The 16,508-nt window shown below is 42.7% G+C and carries 11 protein-coding genes and 1 rRNA gene; 11 read left to right on the forward strand and 1 reads right to left on the reverse strand.

The window, feature by feature from the left end:
- The 10 genes from G625_RS0106190 to G625_RS0106235 form a co-directional block, all read left to right on the forward strand.
- Positions 1 to 307: ribosomal RNA gene (locus G625_RS0106190) — 23S ribosomal RNA — on the forward strand; the annotation flags it as partial.
- A 455-nt stretch (positions 308 to 762) separates the two neighbouring features.
- Positions 763 to 1,911: a 2-methylaconitate cis-trans isomerase PrpF family protein gene (locus G625_RS0106195; RefSeq protein WP_029200420.1), complete on the forward strand. Its 1,149-nt coding sequence runs from the start codon at positions 763 to 765 to the stop codon at positions 1,909 to 1,911.
- A 251-nt stretch (positions 1,912 to 2,162) separates the two neighbouring features.
- On the forward strand, positions 2,163 to 3,098 hold the full coding sequence (locus G625_RS0106200) for a LysR family transcriptional regulator (RefSeq protein WP_029200421.1): 936 nt from the start codon (positions 2,163 to 2,165) through the stop codon (positions 3,096 to 3,098).
- A gap of 166 nt (positions 3,099 to 3,264) precedes the next feature.
- Complete coding sequence (locus G625_RS0106205) at positions 3,265 to 5,529, forward strand: hydratase (protein WP_029200422.1); 2,265 nt, start codon at positions 3,265 to 3,267, stop codon at positions 5,527 to 5,529.
- Positions 5,530 to 6,369: 840 nt separating this feature from the next.
- Positions 6,370 to 7,413 (forward strand): isocitrate/isopropylmalate dehydrogenase family protein, encoded by a 1,044-nt coding sequence (locus tag G625_RS0106210; RefSeq protein ID WP_242826605.1) that lies wholly within the window; start codon positions 6,370 to 6,372, stop codon positions 7,411 to 7,413.
- Between the two features lie 166 nt (positions 7,414 to 7,579).
- The gene (locus G625_RS0106215; protein ID WP_029200424.1) at positions 7,580 to 9,763 is read left to right on the forward strand and encodes an ATP-binding protein; all 2,184 of its coding nucleotides are present in this window, start codon (positions 7,580 to 7,582) and stop codon (positions 9,761 to 9,763) included.
- A gap of 180 nt (positions 9,764 to 9,943) precedes the next feature.
- Positions 9,944 to 10,978: a tripartite tricarboxylate transporter substrate binding protein gene (locus G625_RS0106220; protein WP_029200425.1), complete on the forward strand. Its 1,035-nt coding sequence runs from the start codon at positions 9,944 to 9,946 to the stop codon at positions 10,976 to 10,978.
- Between the two features lie 82 nt (positions 10,979 to 11,060).
- On the forward strand, positions 11,061 to 11,564 hold the full coding sequence (locus G625_RS0106225) for a tripartite tricarboxylate transporter TctB family protein (protein WP_029200426.1): 504 nt from the start codon (positions 11,061 to 11,063) through the stop codon (positions 11,562 to 11,564).
- A gap of 15 nt (positions 11,565 to 11,579) precedes the next feature.
- Positions 11,580 to 13,082, forward strand: coding sequence for a tripartite tricarboxylate transporter permease (locus G625_RS0106230; RefSeq protein WP_029200427.1), 1,503 nt, complete (start codon positions 11,580 to 11,582; stop codon positions 13,080 to 13,082).
- Between the two features lie 102 nt (positions 13,083 to 13,184).
- On the forward strand, positions 13,185 to 13,886 hold the full coding sequence (locus G625_RS0106235) for a response regulator transcription factor (RefSeq protein ID WP_029200428.1): 702 nt from the start codon (positions 13,185 to 13,187) through the stop codon (positions 13,884 to 13,886).
- Between the two features lie 100 nt (positions 13,887 to 13,986).
- On the opposite strand, the gene G625_RS0106240 is transcribed toward G625_RS0106235, so the two are convergent.
- Positions 13,987 to 14,901, reverse strand: a complete 915-nt coding sequence (locus G625_RS0106240; RefSeq protein ID WP_029200429.1) for a LysR family transcriptional regulator — start codon at positions 14,899 to 14,901, stop codon at positions 13,987 to 13,989.
- Positions 14,902 to 15,228: 327 nt separating this feature from the next.
- Between G625_RS0106240 and G625_RS0106245 the strand changes: the two genes are divergently transcribed.
- Entirely contained in the window at positions 15,229 to 16,392 is a 1,164-nt protein-coding gene (locus G625_RS0106245) for a 2-methylaconitate cis-trans isomerase PrpF family protein (RefSeq protein WP_198014870.1), read from the forward strand.
- The last annotated feature ends 116 nt before the right edge of the window (positions 16,393 to 16,508 follow it).

Consider the following 16,508-nt stretch of genomic DNA (forward strand, 5'->3'; position numbering starts at 1 on the left):
GAACGTCGTGAGACAGTTCGGTCCCTATCCGGCGCGGGCGTAGGATATTTGAGAGGAGCTGTCCTTAGTACGAGAGGACCGGGATGGACTGACCTCTGTTGGACCTGTTGGAGATCAACTCCAGTGCAGGGTAGGCATGTCGGGACTGGATAAACGCTGAAGGCATCTAAGCGTGAAGCCACCCTCAAGATGAGATATCCCATCGTTAGAGTAAGACCCCTTGAAGACTACGAGGTAGATAGGGCTAAGCTGTAAGTGCTGTAAAGCATTCAGGTGATAGTTACTAATAGGTCGAGGGCTTGTCCAAAAAGGCTGGAAAGGTTTAGAGGAATGATGGATTACCAAGAATGATTCATAAATGGTATGCTGTTTTGAAGGTACGATACTGCTTTTGATCGTAGATCAAAAGAGCCGTGCGGCTTTGAGCGGTTCAAAATAATCCGTTAGGATTATGTCTTTATATATAGATATATTTAGCTTTCTGACTATAGTAGTTGGAAAGCTTTTTTTGTTACGTAAAGCTTTTTTGTGATTATCTTTATTATTTTCATACCTGTTTTGTTTATTTAAAACATAAAGTCATATTCGTTTGTTTATTATATTTATGTGTGAATATCAAAAAGAAGTTCTATAATTATGGTCATAGAATAATTATTATAAGAAAGATACAAGTATATATATTATCTGGATGACAATATTTGAATTATAATTCAAATATCAAATGATAGTTGATTGTGTAAGTTTATATAAAGGAGAAGCTATATGAGAAAATTCAGAACAGTATTTATGCGTGGCGGTACATCTAAGGGCTGTTTATTCAAGAAAGAAGATCTTCCTGCTGACAGAGCCGAATGGGATGATATCTTTCTTGAGGTTATGGGAAGTCCCGATCCCAAGCAGATTGATGGTATGGGTGGAACTGTTTCTTCCAACAACAAAATTGTAATCATATGGAAATCAGAGGAAAAGGATGTAGACATTGAATATCTGGTTGGCCAGGTTATAGTTGGAAAACGTCAGGTGGATTATAAATCCAATTGTGGAAATATGACTGCTGCAGTTCCGGCATTCTGTGTTGAAGAAGGTATGGTTGATATTAAGGAGCCGGTAACAACTGTACGTATGCTTAATAAGAATACGGATAAATACATTAATGTCGATGTACCAATCGATCCTGAAACACATACATTTGCTCAGGACGGTGATTGTGAAATTGCAGGAGTTGACGGAACAGCTGCTGAATTAAAGGTGGATTTTCTGAATCCAGCAGGTTCTAAAACAGGTAAGCTTCTTCCTACCGGTAATGTTGTGGATGTATTGGATATACCCGGTATTGGAAAGATCGAATCTACCATAATTGATGTGTCAAATCCCATCGTACTTGTAAGGGCAGAAGATTTAGGTATGAATGGAACAGAGCTTCCTGAAGAGATCAATTCTAACAGCGAAGTAATGGATAAGCTGGAGAAAATCCGCGGTACTGCCTGTGTTATGATGGGACTGGCCAAGGATCTTAAAGAAGCTACAGATAATCAGCCCGGTGTTCCGAAGGTTGGATTTGTTACTGTTCCAAAGAATTTTGTTGATATTGAAGGGAAAGACGTAGATGCAGAAAAGATGGATGTCTGCGCCAGAGTTATTTCTGTTTTCAAATGTCATAAGGCTATACCTCTTACAGCAGCAAGCTCAGTATCTACGGCAGCCTTTCTTGAGGGCACTATAGTAAATCAAATTGCTCCTGTAAAGGATAGTCAGATAACCGTCAGAATAGGTCATCCAAGCGGAATAATGACTATGGTTCCTACAGTAATAAAGGAAGGTAATGATCCGGCCGGATACAAGATTCCCGGTGTGGCAGTTCAGAGAACAGCCAGACGCATAATGGACGGATATGTTTATATCAGAAATTAATTCACAGGAATATTGATTTTACACCGGGAGACTGAACATCTGCTTAGTTCATATTGCAGATAATCCTTCAACATCTGAATCATTAAAATTGTATTCAAATACTAATAATCTATAGATATCTTCTATGATCTGCTTTAGAATAAAACTGAAGCTACAGGATAATTGAAAGAATTTATAAATCTGCCATGCAATTTTATCCTTTGCTGAGCTGATTTCTGACAGATGCTTTTTTCAATAGGAGAAGTGATTCTATGGATTTTAGAGAGTTGACTTATATTACCGCGGTTGCGGATTATCATTCTGTAACGGAAGCTGCCAAAAGACTTTATATATCCCAGCCTTCCTTAAGCTATATAATTTCCAAGGTTGAAGAGGATATGGGTGTAAAACTTTTTGACAGAAAAACAAATCCCATAAGTCTTACCTATGCAGGGGAGCGGTATGTAAAAACCGCAAGGCAGATACTTGTTTTGAAGGATAATCTGAGGCGTGAGTTATCTGATATAGGTCATGGTCAAAAGGGACGTATAAACATTGGCATACCTACAGAAAGAGCCGGATATATGCTTCCTAAGGTTATAGGCAGATTCAGGGAAATATATCCAAATGTCGAAATATATCTTCAGGAGTCAAAATCGGAAGAAATCATTAATAATCTGATGAATGACAAAATAGCCTTTTGCGTTTTGCCGGGTGGTAATGATCATTTACCGCCTGGAGTCAGAACTGAATATATTTATACAGAGAGGCTTTATCTTGTTACTTCAAAAGATATGATTGCTTCAGAATGGATCAAAGATCATTTAACGGAGGGAGATTATCCACGGGTTGATTTTGAAAAATTATCGGAGCTGCCGTTTATTATTCTGAAGAGAGGACAGTATATCAGAAGAAAGGTCGATGCTGTCTTCAAGAGATATGATTTTATACCCAAAGAAGTTATGGAGGTATCCAGCTGCATATCGGCTACTCAGCTTGCAAGCTCCGGTCTTGGCATAACCATTGTTCCGGAAAGAGCCATTGAACCCTTTAAAAATCCTGATTTCAATGTCTATAATTTCAGTGATGAAGAAGACTCATGGGATGTGAATGTGGTTTATAAGGAAGGCATTTATCTTGATGAAGCAGAGCGGGCATTGATTAAAACCATGAAGGAAGCATTCGCTGACAAAGCAGTTAAAAAATAATGATAAACAGTATGTTCGATCAGATACAGCAGCTTTGGTATGACAGATGTCAGATAAATAATATCGTATAAAAAGTATTCAAATCGATATATTTTACTTATGGAAACAACACCTTTATAATCGTGTTTAGATTATGAAGGTGTTGTTATTTGTATAAGGAGCAGATATGGTCAGACTGATTGAACATGGAGTTTTTATAGACAAGTCTTATAATGTGATTTTGGGAGCGGATAATTTCGGGAATGTTGAAGAAGGCCGTAAAAAAACCATGGCTTATAAGATCCTGGAAAAACATAATCACAGCGGTAACATGGAGCAGCTTAAGCTTAAATTTGACTGCATGGTGTCTCCGGATAACAACTATGTAAACATTCTGCAAACAGCCAAAGCTTCAGGACTCAAAAAGTTTCCGATGCCTTATGTACTTTCCAACTGTCACAATACATTATGTGCTGTAGGTGGAACCATACTTGAGGATGATCATGCTTTTGGATTGTCCAATGCAAAAAAATTCGGAGGAATATTCCTTCCGCCATACAGAGGAGTACTGCATCAGTATATGCGTGAAATGATGGCCGGAGGAGAAAAAATGATCCTTGGTTCCGATTCACATACAAGATACGGTGCTCTCGGTACCATGGGTATAGGAGAAGGCGGCGGTGAGCTTGTAAAACAGCTGGTGGGACAGACCTATGATATAGCATATCCACAAATTGTAGGCATTAAACTTTTCGGAAAGCCCAAACCCGGTGTGGGACCGATGGATGTGGCACTTGCTTTGATTGCAAAGACATTCGCAAACGGATTTAATAAAAATAATGTACTTGAAATAATGGGCCCCGGAATCAGGAACCTTTCCATGGAATTCCGAATGGGTATCGATGTAATGACAACGGAATCGGCAGCATTAAGCTCCATATGGGAAACAGATGAGCTGACGGAGCAGTATCTGGCTGAGCATGGAAGAGCCGGGGAGTACAAGTGCCTCCGTATCGAAGAAGGTGCCTACTATGACAAGTTTATCGAAATAGATATGGATAATGTTGAGCCCATGATTGCACTGCCTTTCCACCCTTCCCATGCTATGCCTATACGTGTGTTTAAAGCCGACATGACAAACATATTGAAGGAGATCGAAGAAGAAGGCAACAGGATAAAAGGTAACCATGGCGAACCCTTCAGGATCATGAATCATATTAAGGATGGTGAATTCTATCCGGACCAGGCATTGATATCAGGCTGCGCAGGCGGACTCTTTGAGAATATAGTAGCTGTAGCGGATATCCTGAAGTCAGGTCTTAATGATGACATTTACGGTATCCCGGGTAATAAACTGAACCTTCATGTGAATCCGGCATCCCTTCCTGTTATGGAAGACCTGATGACAAAAGGTATAGGATCGGAGCTTGCTGTTTCAGGCGTAACCATGCGCCCCTGTATATGCGGTCCCTGCTTCGGCGTCACCGATGCACCGGCAGATAATCAGATCTCTATCAGACATGTAACACGAAACTATCCAAACAGAGAAGGCAGCAAACCCGGTCAGGGACAAATGTCCGCAGTATGCCTGATGGATGCCCGCTCAATAGCTACAACAGTAAGAAACGGCGGAAAACTCACCGGAGCAGATGAACTTAAGGACATAAACTACCGTGAACTTAAGCACATATTCAACAGAAAGATATACGAAAAACAGGTATTTGATAATTACGGACATGAGAACCCTTCGGAAGAACTGATTAAGGGACCAAATATCGCTGACTGGCCTGAAATGGCTCCCCTGAAAGACCATATACTGCTGAAGGTTGCCGGCTCCTATAAAGGCTCAGTAACAACTGACGAACTTATCCCATCCGGAGAAGCCAGCTCCTACAGATCCAATCCCGAAAAAATCTCCGGCTTCACCATGATCTCCAGAGACCCTGAATATGTTGGCAGAGCAAAAGCCCTGAGAACTATAGAAACAGCTTTAAACCTTGACAAAAAAGCCGGTAACATAACCCTTGGTTCTATCATGATATCTGATCAGATAGGAGACGGCTCCAGCCGCGAACAGGCAGCCTCCTGTCAGAAAGTCCTCGGCGGTTTTGCCAACCTGGCCAACGAATACTCCACAAAACGCTACAGAAGCAACCTCATAAACTGGGGCATATTACCATTACGTACAGAAGAACCCCTGGATATACCCGTCGGAAAATATCTCTTTATTTCGGACATAAAAGAAATACTAAGAAGCGGCAGAAGCGAAGTTGAGATACAAATTCTTGATGAAAAGTTTGATGTATCTACCGAAGATGAAGTTAGAAACCTTGATCAGATGGAAATCGAAAGTCATAAAGTCAAGACGATAAAAGCAAAACTCGATATCCTGACAGAAGAAGAAAGAAAAATACTCCTTGCAGGATGTTTAATAAATCACTACAAAGGATAATAAAACACACAAAGAAACTAAGGATGTTTCATGTAGAGCTATCCTTATTCCGATGACAACATCATAGAACTTTTCATTCTGGCTATACTAATTTTTTTCTGTAATATTGCATTCGGTTAATAACACTCTGACTACACGACTATTTATAGTTATAGTTCATTAGGTTTGTAGTTTAGGACATAATCAACATTCAGGCATTTGACAACGTAAAACAAGTGAGATGGTTCTCGCACGAGAACCGTCCTTCACTTGTTTGGACGGTAATGTAAGAGTAAAAGATGGCATTTGTAAATAAATAGAATAAGTGAAGAAAATGCAGGGGATGTGCGGCTAGGCTTGCTTTATCAGCGTTTCGTAAGAAATGCTGATGCCCCCAGGCGGCGAGGCTGTTTCGGCGTAAGCCGAAATCAAACGAAAATGCCTGCGCGTAGCGCATTCAAATGGCATTTTCTCCTTGTTGCGGGTTGAAAAGACATACGGCCTTGTATGTACGGCACAGACGCACGTGAGTGCTTCTGGGACGAACATACAAGGCCGTATGTCTTTTCAATCCCGTGGGCCGTCGCGCATCCCCTGCATTTTCTGCCCCATTCCAAAATGAATAACAATCCCTCAGTTATATAACCCATTCCCAAAAATAATAAAAGACATGCTTGACACGTCCTTAAATGAGGTATATCATAAGACACATAAGGAAAAAGGACACAACAAACAAGTCCTAAACAAAGCATAAAGTCAAAGTTGAGTCTGCAATTCATTTAAAGACGAGAAATAAACAACAAATGATTCAAGACCCGATATAACGACAAAATATTAAAGCAATGGGGTGGGAGGTAAACTATGAGAGCAACAGATAATAAGGCAATAAAGACAGTTACATTCTTTATGGGTGACGGTATCGGACCTGAGATTTCAGATTCTGTATTTGCAGTATTCCAGGCGGCTCATGTTCCCGTTAGGTTTGATATATACAACGTAGGTGAAGCAGAGTACAACAGAAACGGAAAGCTTATTCCGGACGAGGCATTCGCTTCCTTCGAGAAGACAAAGGTTCTTTTAAAGAGCCCCATCACAACACCGGTTGGTAAGGGATTCCGTTCACTGAATGTTACCATGAGAAAGAAATACGATCTCTACGCAAACTTCAGACCTGCAAAGTCAAATCCGGCAGTAGTTACACCATTCCCTAACACTGATATCGTAACCTTCCGTGAGAATACAGAAGATCTTTACGCAGGAATCGAAGAGCAGATTTCAGATGATGAGATGCACAGCATCAAGGTTATCACAAGAAGCAAGTCCGAGAGAATCTGCCGTTCAGCTTTTGAATTCGCAAGAAACTGCGGACGTAAGAAGGTAACCTGCATCCACAAAGCAAACATCATGAAGCTTTCAGACGGACTTTTCCTTCATGTATTTGAGGAGGTTGCCAAGGATTATCCGGATATCATTGCAGACAACATGATAGTTGATGCTTGTGCCATGAATCTTGTTTTGGATCCTACAAAGTTTGATGTTCTTGTAACTGAGAACCTTTACGGCGATATCCTTACAGACCTTACTTCAGGTCTCATCGGTGGTGTAGGTCTCATGCCTTCAGCAAATGTAGGAACAGATATGGCAATGTTCGAGGCAGTTCACGGATCAGCTCCTGATATCGCAGGAAAGAACATCGCAAATCCTACAGCATTCCTTTGGTCAGCATGTATGATGCTGGATCACATCGGATTAAATGATTACGCTGATCTTATCCGTTCAGCTATTAGCAATGTTATGAACGCAGGTGTTCACACAACAAGAGACATCGGCGGAAATGCAAGTACAACCGAGTATACAGACGCGTTGGTCAGCGAGATCAAAAAGCTGATCGCAATGGCAGCCTAAGTGTTCAGATTTTTTCATTCGAAGAAGGGGGTACAGAACTCCCGAGACTCCAACTTAATACAACGTATAAACCGGGCAGGAGGAATTTTTCCTCCTGCCTGCTTTGCGTCTCCACAGCATATAATGTAATATATTTAAAAAACTGACTTAAGGGAAATGTATATTTATGAAAAATATGTCATTTAAAAAAAACAACATGCTTTTCACGAACATCTTACAGAGGTCGGGGCTTGTCATATCACTGATCCTTGTGTTCATCATCCTATATGTGGATTACAAGAGCTTTCAGACTTACAGCAATGTTCTCATAAAACAGCAGGAGACAGAACTTCTTTCCATAGCGCGTATCGTAGGTGACAATCTCAACAATTTCCTTAAGCAGGAAAGAGATAAGATAGACGTGACTTTTTCAAAAGAATGCAGTGATCTTTCTGAAGTGCATGTCCGTAACAAATACCTTCTGGATGACAGCTTTCCTCTTTACAACGGATATGTCCTTATGGATAAGGACTATAATATCGTGGATCTGTTCATGCCCGGGGGAAAGGATGCCTATCGGGAAGATAAGATTATGATGGGGGCTAAAAAATACAGTCTTGAAAAAAACTACAGAGCTGAAATCGTAGGAAAGAGCTATGACACTAAAGAAGGGAAATTTGCTCTGTATGTAAAGAAATCCCTGCGCATTTCCGGTGATCCCTATACTGCCGTTTATTCCCTGGATCTAAACGAAATCTACAACAGGATCATCAAACCTGTGCGTATAAACGGAGGCGGATATATCTATATCAAGGATACCGGGAACACCATAATAATGCATCCCGTAACAGAGGAGGTAGGCACCACCGGTTTTCAATCCATATATGAAAACACCACAGGAGATCCCAATGCCTTTGATGATATGTTCCGGTGGAGCAACTACCAGAAAAGAGCGGCTGAGGGATATGACGTCATTAATATTTATAAAAGGGATGGTGAAATCATAAATCCCGAAACAGTCATCGGAGCATTTACAAAACTGTATATCCAGAACGAAGAATGGACGATAACGGCTATTCTTCCCATGGAGGTTTTGTCTCAGCCCCTAAGACAATTTCTCAATATTTTCTTTATCATCACACTTATCATGTTTTTGATAGCCATCATAGGGACCGCAGTTGTCATGAATATCATGAGGCAGAACAGAGAGATCAGCTATCTTCGTGAGATCAACAGCGGCATGGAGATGATCCAGAAACAAAGTGATGAAATAAGGAATTATCAAAGGATTCAGTCTCTTGGAATGATGTCCAGTCATATAGCCCATGAGTTCAATAATTTCCTTACGCCGGTAATGGTCTATGTGGATCTTCTTGAGTCGGACCCTGACATTTCGGAAGAAAACCACGAGCTCTTGAGGCAAATGTCTACATCTCTTGACCAGGCAAAGCAGTTATCTACGGACCTGCTCAGCTTTGCGAGACAGGATACCGGTGCGAAGCTTAATTTTATGGATCTTAGGGATGAAACAGAAAAAGCTGTGAATATTGTGAAACGTCTGACTCCACACAAGATCAAATTTGAGAGTGAGATCACACACGAAGACATTCATCTCTACGGAAGAAACGGAAGCATTGAACATATATTGCTTAATCTCAGTAAAAATGCCTTTGATGCCATGGAGAATTCCGAGGAGAGAATTCTCAAAGTGACTCTGAAAAAAGAAGCAGATGAAGCTGTGCTCACGGTGTCGGATACAGGCTGCGGAATCCCGAATGAGATAATAGAGAAGATTTACGAGCCATTCTATACAACCAAGGGCAGCAGGCAAGGCACCGGACTTGGACTTTCGGTGGTGAGGAATACAGTTACGTCAATGGGCGGAAGGATGAATGTTAAGAGCAGCAGTAAAGGCACAACCTTCACCATTCATTTTCCAATAAAAGAAAACGAACAGACAAGATCCCTGAGCAGGTTATCGGCCATAAGGCGTATAGCGATCATTTATGACAAACGTATGGATCTGAGAAGAATTGAAGAGATATTCAGGGGAAGTAAATATCTGATTGAATATTTTGATCATCCGGCAGCTGTAATATCGATCATACAGAGGAATAAGGATTATTTCGGTATGGTCATATCGTCTTATCACACACCTATTATGAACGGAGTGGAAACCCTGAACATCATAAGGAGTCTTAATCCGGAAATAAGACTCATACTCACAAGTGAAGAAAAGATGATCGAGTTTGAATGGTATCTCAACAATGGTTATTTTGACCGTCATGTGACTTTTGAAGACTTCTATAAAGAGCTGAGTCAGCTCATATCATCAGACCCGTTAAACCTTCCCGGAGCAACAGGGGAGTAATACTGCCGGAAAAATAGCTTATACAAGCGGTCGGGCATCCATTTAAACGGATGCCCGACCGTTTGTCTGTAAGTTTTATGACAAAACTGTCATTGTTAAATGTGCCCAAAATATTGCCTTCAAATGCAATGAAAAATATAATGTGCCCATAGGTTAAAGAACGAAAGGAGAAGTTCTATTATGAAAAAATCATTTTTAGGTACTGTCGCAATTCTTGCGGCTATGTCAATGGCAGTTCTTACAGGTTGTGGTTCATCTACAGCACCTGAGACTAAGGCTGCAGGCGGAGATGCCAAGACAGAGACTGCTGCAGCTGGGGATGCTGCTGCAAGCGACTGGACCTGGGAGCGCAACATTGAAATCGTTTGCCCTTGGGGAACAGGTGGTGGAGCTGATACTACACTCAGAGCATTCGCTACAGCTCTTGAGAGTGAGATCGGTGTTAAGGTTGTTGTAAACAACAAGTCAGGAGCAGGCGGAGTTACAGGTGTACAGTTTGCAGCCTCACAGCCTGCAGACGGATATACATATCTCCTCTGCACACAGTCACCTATGCTTGCACAGATCACAGGCGCTACAGATTTCGATGTTTACGGTTCAATCAAGCCTCTTTGCCAGCTCGTACATGACGTTAACGTATTCGTAGCAGGTAAGGATGAGCCATACAACAATATGGAAGAGCTTAAGGAGTACCTTAAGGCAAATCCGGGTTCTGTAAAGTGCGGAGTTATGACTATCACAGGTCTTGACGCAGCCTGCGTACAGGGTGCATTTGATGGTGAGGTTGAGGCTGTTGCTTATACAGAGGGATCACAGCTCAATGCTGATATCGTAGGCGGACACATCAACCTTGGATGTGAGGGTCCTGCTGAGGTATCTGCAATGGTAGAGTCAGGCGACATGAAGGTTATCGGTGCTTGTACAGACCAGCACCTTACACTTCCGGGCTGGGAGAATGTTCAGACAACCGCTGACATCAATAACGAGACAACTTATGGTCCTGCACGTGGTATCTTCTACATCCCTGGAACACCTGATGCAGCTTTAAAGGCATTCGAGGCTGCTGCTGAGAAGGCTGTTGCATCTGATTCTTTCCAGGAGTTCTGCAAGCAGCAGGGTCTTGATCAGAGACAGGGCTGGCTCAACACAGCTGACTACACAGCCGCTTGGGATGCAGACTATGCGGATCTTACAGCTCTCTTTGGTACCAAGTAATTCATGATATTAGTATAAAGAGTTAGGTTTGGTCGGGGGAACAGGATATTGTTTCCCCGATTTTTCAAAAGGGGGATTTATTTTGGATATCATTTTTTCAGCAGTTTTAATCATTGCCGGTATAGGGCTTTTTGCAATGATCGGTGCAGATCCCGCAGCGGCAGCGTCACCAACAGAGCTTGGTGCAGCATTCTGGCCCCAGATCATTCTCGGCATAATGATCATTCTTTCAGTAGTGAATATCGTTACTTCATTAAAGAAGCTTAAGGCTGATGGCAAGACCATCACTTCAGAGATTGATGTTGCAGGCTTCTTTAAGAGCAAGCTTTTTATCGGTATGATAGCAGTTGCGATCCTTGCCCTGGTACTTCCTACCATCGGATTTGTACCGTCATGTATTCTGTTCCTTATCGGTTACGGAATCCTGCTTAAGGCAGATAATATCCCTAAGCTTGCAATAGTTTCAGTTCTTATCACCATCGTCATTTATATTCTTTTCCAGGGTGCTCTTGACATCATGCTTCCAAGAGGAACAGGTTTCTTCCGTGAGCTTGCACTTACATTTGAAAAGATATTACCGTTCTAAGGAGGAGATAAGAGTATGTTTGATTTACTTGTAACAGGATTTTCTATAGTATTTGCGCCTGCTACCTTCCTCTTTATCGTAGGTGGTACCATCATCGGCGTTATCTTCGGAGCAATGCCGGGTGTTTCAGCATCCATGGCGGTTGCCCTTGCACTGCCATTTGCTTACGCGATGAAGCCCATCGTTGCTATCGCGTTTCTTGTATCAGTTTACTGCGCATCCATCACCGGAGGCGGAATCACAGCTATCCTTTTCAAGATTCCGGGAACTCCTTCATCTGCGCCTACAACCTTCGACGGTTACCCCATGGCTCAGAGAGGTGAGGCAGGTAAGGCTCTGGGATATTCACTTATCGCATCTGCCTTCGGCGGACTTGTAGCAGCCTTCGCCATGGCTCTTATTTCTCCGCAGCTTGCAGCAGTAGCTCTTAAGTTCGGACCTTCAGAGCTTTTCGCAGTATCTTTCCTCGGACTTTCAGTTCTTTCATGTCTTGACAGTGACAATATCGTTAAGACTCTTATTTCAGGATGTATCGGACTTTTGCTTGCATGTATCGGTATGGATCCTATGCTTGGTATCGCCCGTTTCACCTTCGGAAGCTCAACACTCCTTGGAGGTATCGAGATGATCCCTGTTATGATCGGTCTCTTTGCCGTAACTGAGGTTCTTAAGCAGACAAACAAGCAGAAGAAGATCGATGTGGAGAAGGATTCTACCTCAAAGGGCGGAGATACATCCGCAAAGCTTCCTTCATTCAAGGAGCTTTGGGATACAAAATGGACAATGATCCGTGCATCAATACTTGGTACAGTAGTAGGTATCCTTCCGGGTGCCGGCGCAACCATTGCTTCCTTCCTTTCATATGCAATTGAGAAGAAGGTTTCAAAGCATCCTGAACTTCTGGGTACAGGTATTCCTGACGGTATCGTAGCTTCCGAGGCAGCCAACAACGGTGCTACCGGTGGTGCCATGGTTCCTCTTCTTTCACTTGGTATCCCTGGCGGTAATGCAGCTGCCATTATGATGACAGCTCTCGTTATCCAGGGCGTGCAGGTAGGACCGCTTCTCATCAAACAGCAGCCTGAGTACCTTGCGTCAGTATTTGCATCAATGTTCGTTACCAATATCGTAATGGTAATTGTTTCCATGGGTATTGCGAGGGTATTCGCAAAGATCCTTTCCGTTCCGTATTCAATCCTCGGACCGGTTATCGTTATGCTTGCAACCATCGGTGCATATGCCACAAACAATAACACAGGTGACGTTGTTCTCATGGTAGGTGCGGGTATCATCGGATATCTGTTCTCAAAGCTTAAATACAACTCGGCAGCACTTGTTCTTGGTCTCGTACTTGGACAGATGTGTGAGTCTAACTTCCGTAGAGCATATACACTCACAAACGGAAGCATTATGGCTATATTCTCAAAGCCTATCACATTCGTAATTGTAACAGCTTGTGTGATCATGCTTGTATATCCGTTTGTTAAGCCTCTTGTTTCAAAGAAGAAGGCAGCATAATTTCATAATAGAAACTGTAAATAATCGGAGCTTCCGCACTGTGCGGGAGCTCTTTTTATGGTATTATGATACGAAAGGATGATAATCGAAGGGGAGTGCTTTATGGCTAATGAAAACATACTGGTGGTAGATGATGAGATTTCAATACGTATGGCTATACGTACAGCCTTGAAGAGGGAAGGGATGCGGGTTACGGAAGCGTCGGACGGAAGCATTGCCCTCAAGCTCCTGAAGGAACAGAAATTCAGCCTCATCATCCTTGATGTGATGATGGAAAATGTGGGAGGTTATGAAGTGCTCCGGCAAATGAGAGGAGCCAATGACATGACCCCGGTTCTCATGCTGTCCGGAAAATCCGATGAAACCGATCAGATGACAGGCCTCCTGTACGGTGCAGACAGCTATATCACAAAACCCTTCCATACAGCCCTCCTCATACAAAACGTGAAAGCCCTTATCCGAAGATCCCAGGTATACGCCCAGGCAAACAATGACCAGATAAAAACAGGTCCTTTCAGTGTTGATACATTGAAACTTGAATGCCTGAAAAACGGAGAGAGACTGGACTTCACCGGCCGCGAAACCGCCCTTTTCCGTTTCTTCATGGAGCACCCCGGCGAAGTATTCACCAAAGAACAGCTCTACCGCCAGATTTGGGACGACAGCGGCGCAGTGGTAGACGAAAACACCGTCACGGTATATGTGAAACGCATACGAAGCAAAATAGAAGCAGATCCTAAAAACCCTATATATCTTAAAACAGTTCGTGGAGTAGGATATAGATTTGATCAGTCAGATACTTGATATAAATACAGTCAAGGCAGACCAGAGGGGCATCCCTGATACACTGCAGGCGACTCGGTGTATCAGGGATGCCCCTCTGGTCTGTCTGTCCGGATTGAGATTACGTGAAGTCCCTAACAATCTTTATATACTCCGTGGCATGGTACGGCAGATAGCTGTTCTTCCGATAAGCCGCCACGAAATTGATGGGTGTACTGGGGTCTCCCACTGAAAAATATTTCAGAGGTCTGTCAAGAGTCATATGCTTAAGGTGAGTCTCCGTAATGAAGCAGACCCCGTAATTTCTGGAGGCAAGCTCTGCCTCAGCCCGGATGTTGCTGGTTTCAAGGATTATGTTGGGGGTGATGCGGTGCTGCCTGAAAAGCCTGTCCACTATGATCCTGGTACGCTGATTGGGATTCTGCATTATCACACCCTGCCCCCTTTCCTCCAAATAATTAAGATCCAGGTGAGGATAGCGGCAGCCCTCCATGGGGTAGGCCAGCTCACACAGAGGATTTTCCGGAGACATTACCAAAACCATCTCCTCATGGCTTATGATCTCGGTCTCTATATTGGGGTTGTCATCCGGCTGATTGTAAAACGCAAGGTCGATGTCTCCGTTCAGGATCAGCTCGTTAAGGCGGCTGGAGCTGGCCTCATGGATTTTGATCTTTACATTCGGATAAAGACTGTGGAATATAGGGAGGGTACAGGGCAGCATGTAGGTTCCTCTCATGGCAGGAAAGCCCACATTGAGTAAACCCGAATCATTCTTCAGGATGTCTCCCAATTCCTGATCCAGTTCTTTTTTTATATTCAATATTTCTTTAGCTCTCGCAAGATAACGCTGTCCCATATAAGTCGGCACATACCTGTTCCCTATCCGGTTAAACAAGGGCTGCCCAACGGAGGACTCTGTATTCTGTAAGAATCTTGAAAGAGAAGGCTGTGACAGAAAAAGTGCCTCCGCCGCCTTCGAAATATTTCCATACTTTTCAATCGCAATCAGATATGTAAGATCCTTGAAATCCATAATAACTCCTTGCTTAAATTTCTGTGCAATAGCTCAGCCATAGCCTATTAAATGATGAATATTAGAATTCATGGTGAATCAGGCACCTGCGTGATCCGTATTAATCATACACTAAACCCGACTATACGTTCAATGCATATATTTTATCGAATAAATGCATTGGATATATAAAAGTACAAATGCTAATGTATAGCTACAGAAACAAATGCGCACTTGTTCATTGAAAACCTAACGAAATGTTGCCCGTCATCCCCCTGATGAGTAACATTTCCCGATTCTTTTATTAAGATGCTGAGCTTTAAGGGAGTAGCAGCAAAAGGAGATAATATGGGAAAGATGCAAGGAAGTGCGATGAAGCTGCCGGTTACTATCATCAGAGGCGGAACCAGCAAAGGCGTTTACATTCTTGAAAGCGACCTTCCAAAGGATAAAAGCGAGTGGGACAACATCCTTCTGAGACTTATGGGAAGTCCTGACAAAAAGCAGATAGACGGACTTGGCGGTTCACAGTCAGTAACAAGTAAGGTAGCTATCATTAAGAAGTCTGACAGACCTGATGCAGATGTTGATTACACCTTCGCTCAGGTATCGGTTGATAAGCCTATCGTAAGCTACAAAGGAAACTGCGGAAACATTTCTTCCGGTGTAGGACCCTTCGCAATTGAAAAGGGACTGGTTGAAGTAAAGGACGGAATGACAAGCGTTCGTGTCTTCAATACAAACACAGATAAGATCATCGAAGAGGAAGTTAAGACTGAAGACGGAGAAGTAGTTTATGACGGCGATTTCGCAATAGCCGGAGTTCCCGGAACAGCATCCCCCATAAAGCTTAAATTTATAGATCCGGCAGGAACCCTTGGAAAAGGACTTCTTCCTACAGGTAATGCGGTAGATGTCCTGGATGTTCCTGATTTCGGCAAGGTTGAGGTTTCCATCGTTGATGCAGCAAATCCTCTGGTATTCGTAAAGGCACAGAGCCTTGGCTTAAACGGTGGCGAGACACCTGATGATATTAACGGAGATGCTGAAAAGCTTGATCTTCTTGAAAAAGTAAGAGGTCTTGCAGCAGTAAAGCTTGGTCTTATAGATGACTATACAAAGTCAGCATGGGAGACCCCCGGTATTCCTAAGATGACCTTCGTTTCCGAAGCTGCGGATTACATAACTATGGATGGCAAGGAAATCAAGAAAGAAAACATTGACCTTCTTTCCAGAATGATGTCAATGCAGAAGGCTCATCCAAGCTATGCTATGACAGGTGCTATGTGTACAGCAGCTGCGGCAGTAGTTGAGGGAAGCGTTGTTAATAAGGTTCTTTCAGTTGGTACAGATACACAGTTCATCCGTATAGGACATGCAAGCGGCATTCTTGAGTGTGGAGTTGACTATGCTGCAGATGCAGAAAAGCCAGGTGTACCAAAAATCGATGACACCTTTGGATTCAGAACTGCAAACCTGATCATGGAAGGTAATGCAGTCATAAGAGGCTGATAAGAAAGACATAATAGTATAGAATAAAATTCTTCTGATTCCGGTAAGCCGGACAAATCGGAAGTAAGGATAGTAATTCTTTGGATATATAACGTTTGGGATATTTGAATCTATGG

Source organism: Oribacterium sp. NK2B42, from assembly GCF_000424445.1.
In the GTDB taxonomy this organism is placed as follows: domain Bacteria; phylum Bacillota; class Clostridia; order Lachnospirales; family Lachnospiraceae; genus Oribacterium.

Excerpts from the sequence above, each read along its gene's own strand:
- G625_RS0106195 (WP_029200420.1), top strand. The coding sequence starts at position 763 with ATGAGAAAATTCAGAACAGTATTTATGCGTGGCGGTACATCTAAGGGC.
- G625_RS0106200 (WP_029200421.1), top strand. The coding sequence starts at position 2,163 with ATGGATTTTAGAGAGTTGACTTATATTACCGCGGTTGCGGATTATCAT.
- G625_RS0106205 (WP_029200422.1), top strand. The coding sequence starts at position 3,265 with ATGGTCAGACTGATTGAACATGGAGTTTTTATAGACAAGTCTTATAAT.
- G625_RS0106210 (WP_242826605.1), top strand. The coding sequence starts at position 6,370 with ATGAGAGCAACAGATAATAAGGCAATAAAGACAGTTACATTCTTTATG.
- G625_RS0106215 (WP_029200424.1), top strand. The coding sequence starts at position 7,580 with ATGAAAAATATGTCATTTAAAAAAAACAACATGCTTTTCACGAACATC.
- G625_RS0106220 (WP_029200425.1), top strand. The coding sequence starts at position 9,944 with ATGAAAAAATCATTTTTAGGTACTGTCGCAATTCTTGCGGCTATGTCA.
- G625_RS0106230 (WP_029200427.1), top strand. The coding sequence starts at position 11,580 with ATGTTTGATTTACTTGTAACAGGATTTTCTATAGTATTTGCGCCTGCT.
- G625_RS0106235 (WP_029200428.1), top strand. The coding sequence starts at position 13,185 with ATGGCTAATGAAAACATACTGGTGGTAGATGATGAGATTTCAATACGT.
- G625_RS0106240 (WP_029200429.1), bottom strand. The coding sequence starts at position 14,901 with ATGGATTTCAAGGATCTTACATATCTGATTGCGATTGAAAAGTATGGA.
- G625_RS0106245 (WP_198014870.1), top strand. The coding sequence starts at position 15,229 with ATGGGAAAGATGCAAGGAAGTGCGATGAAGCTGCCGGTTACTATCATC.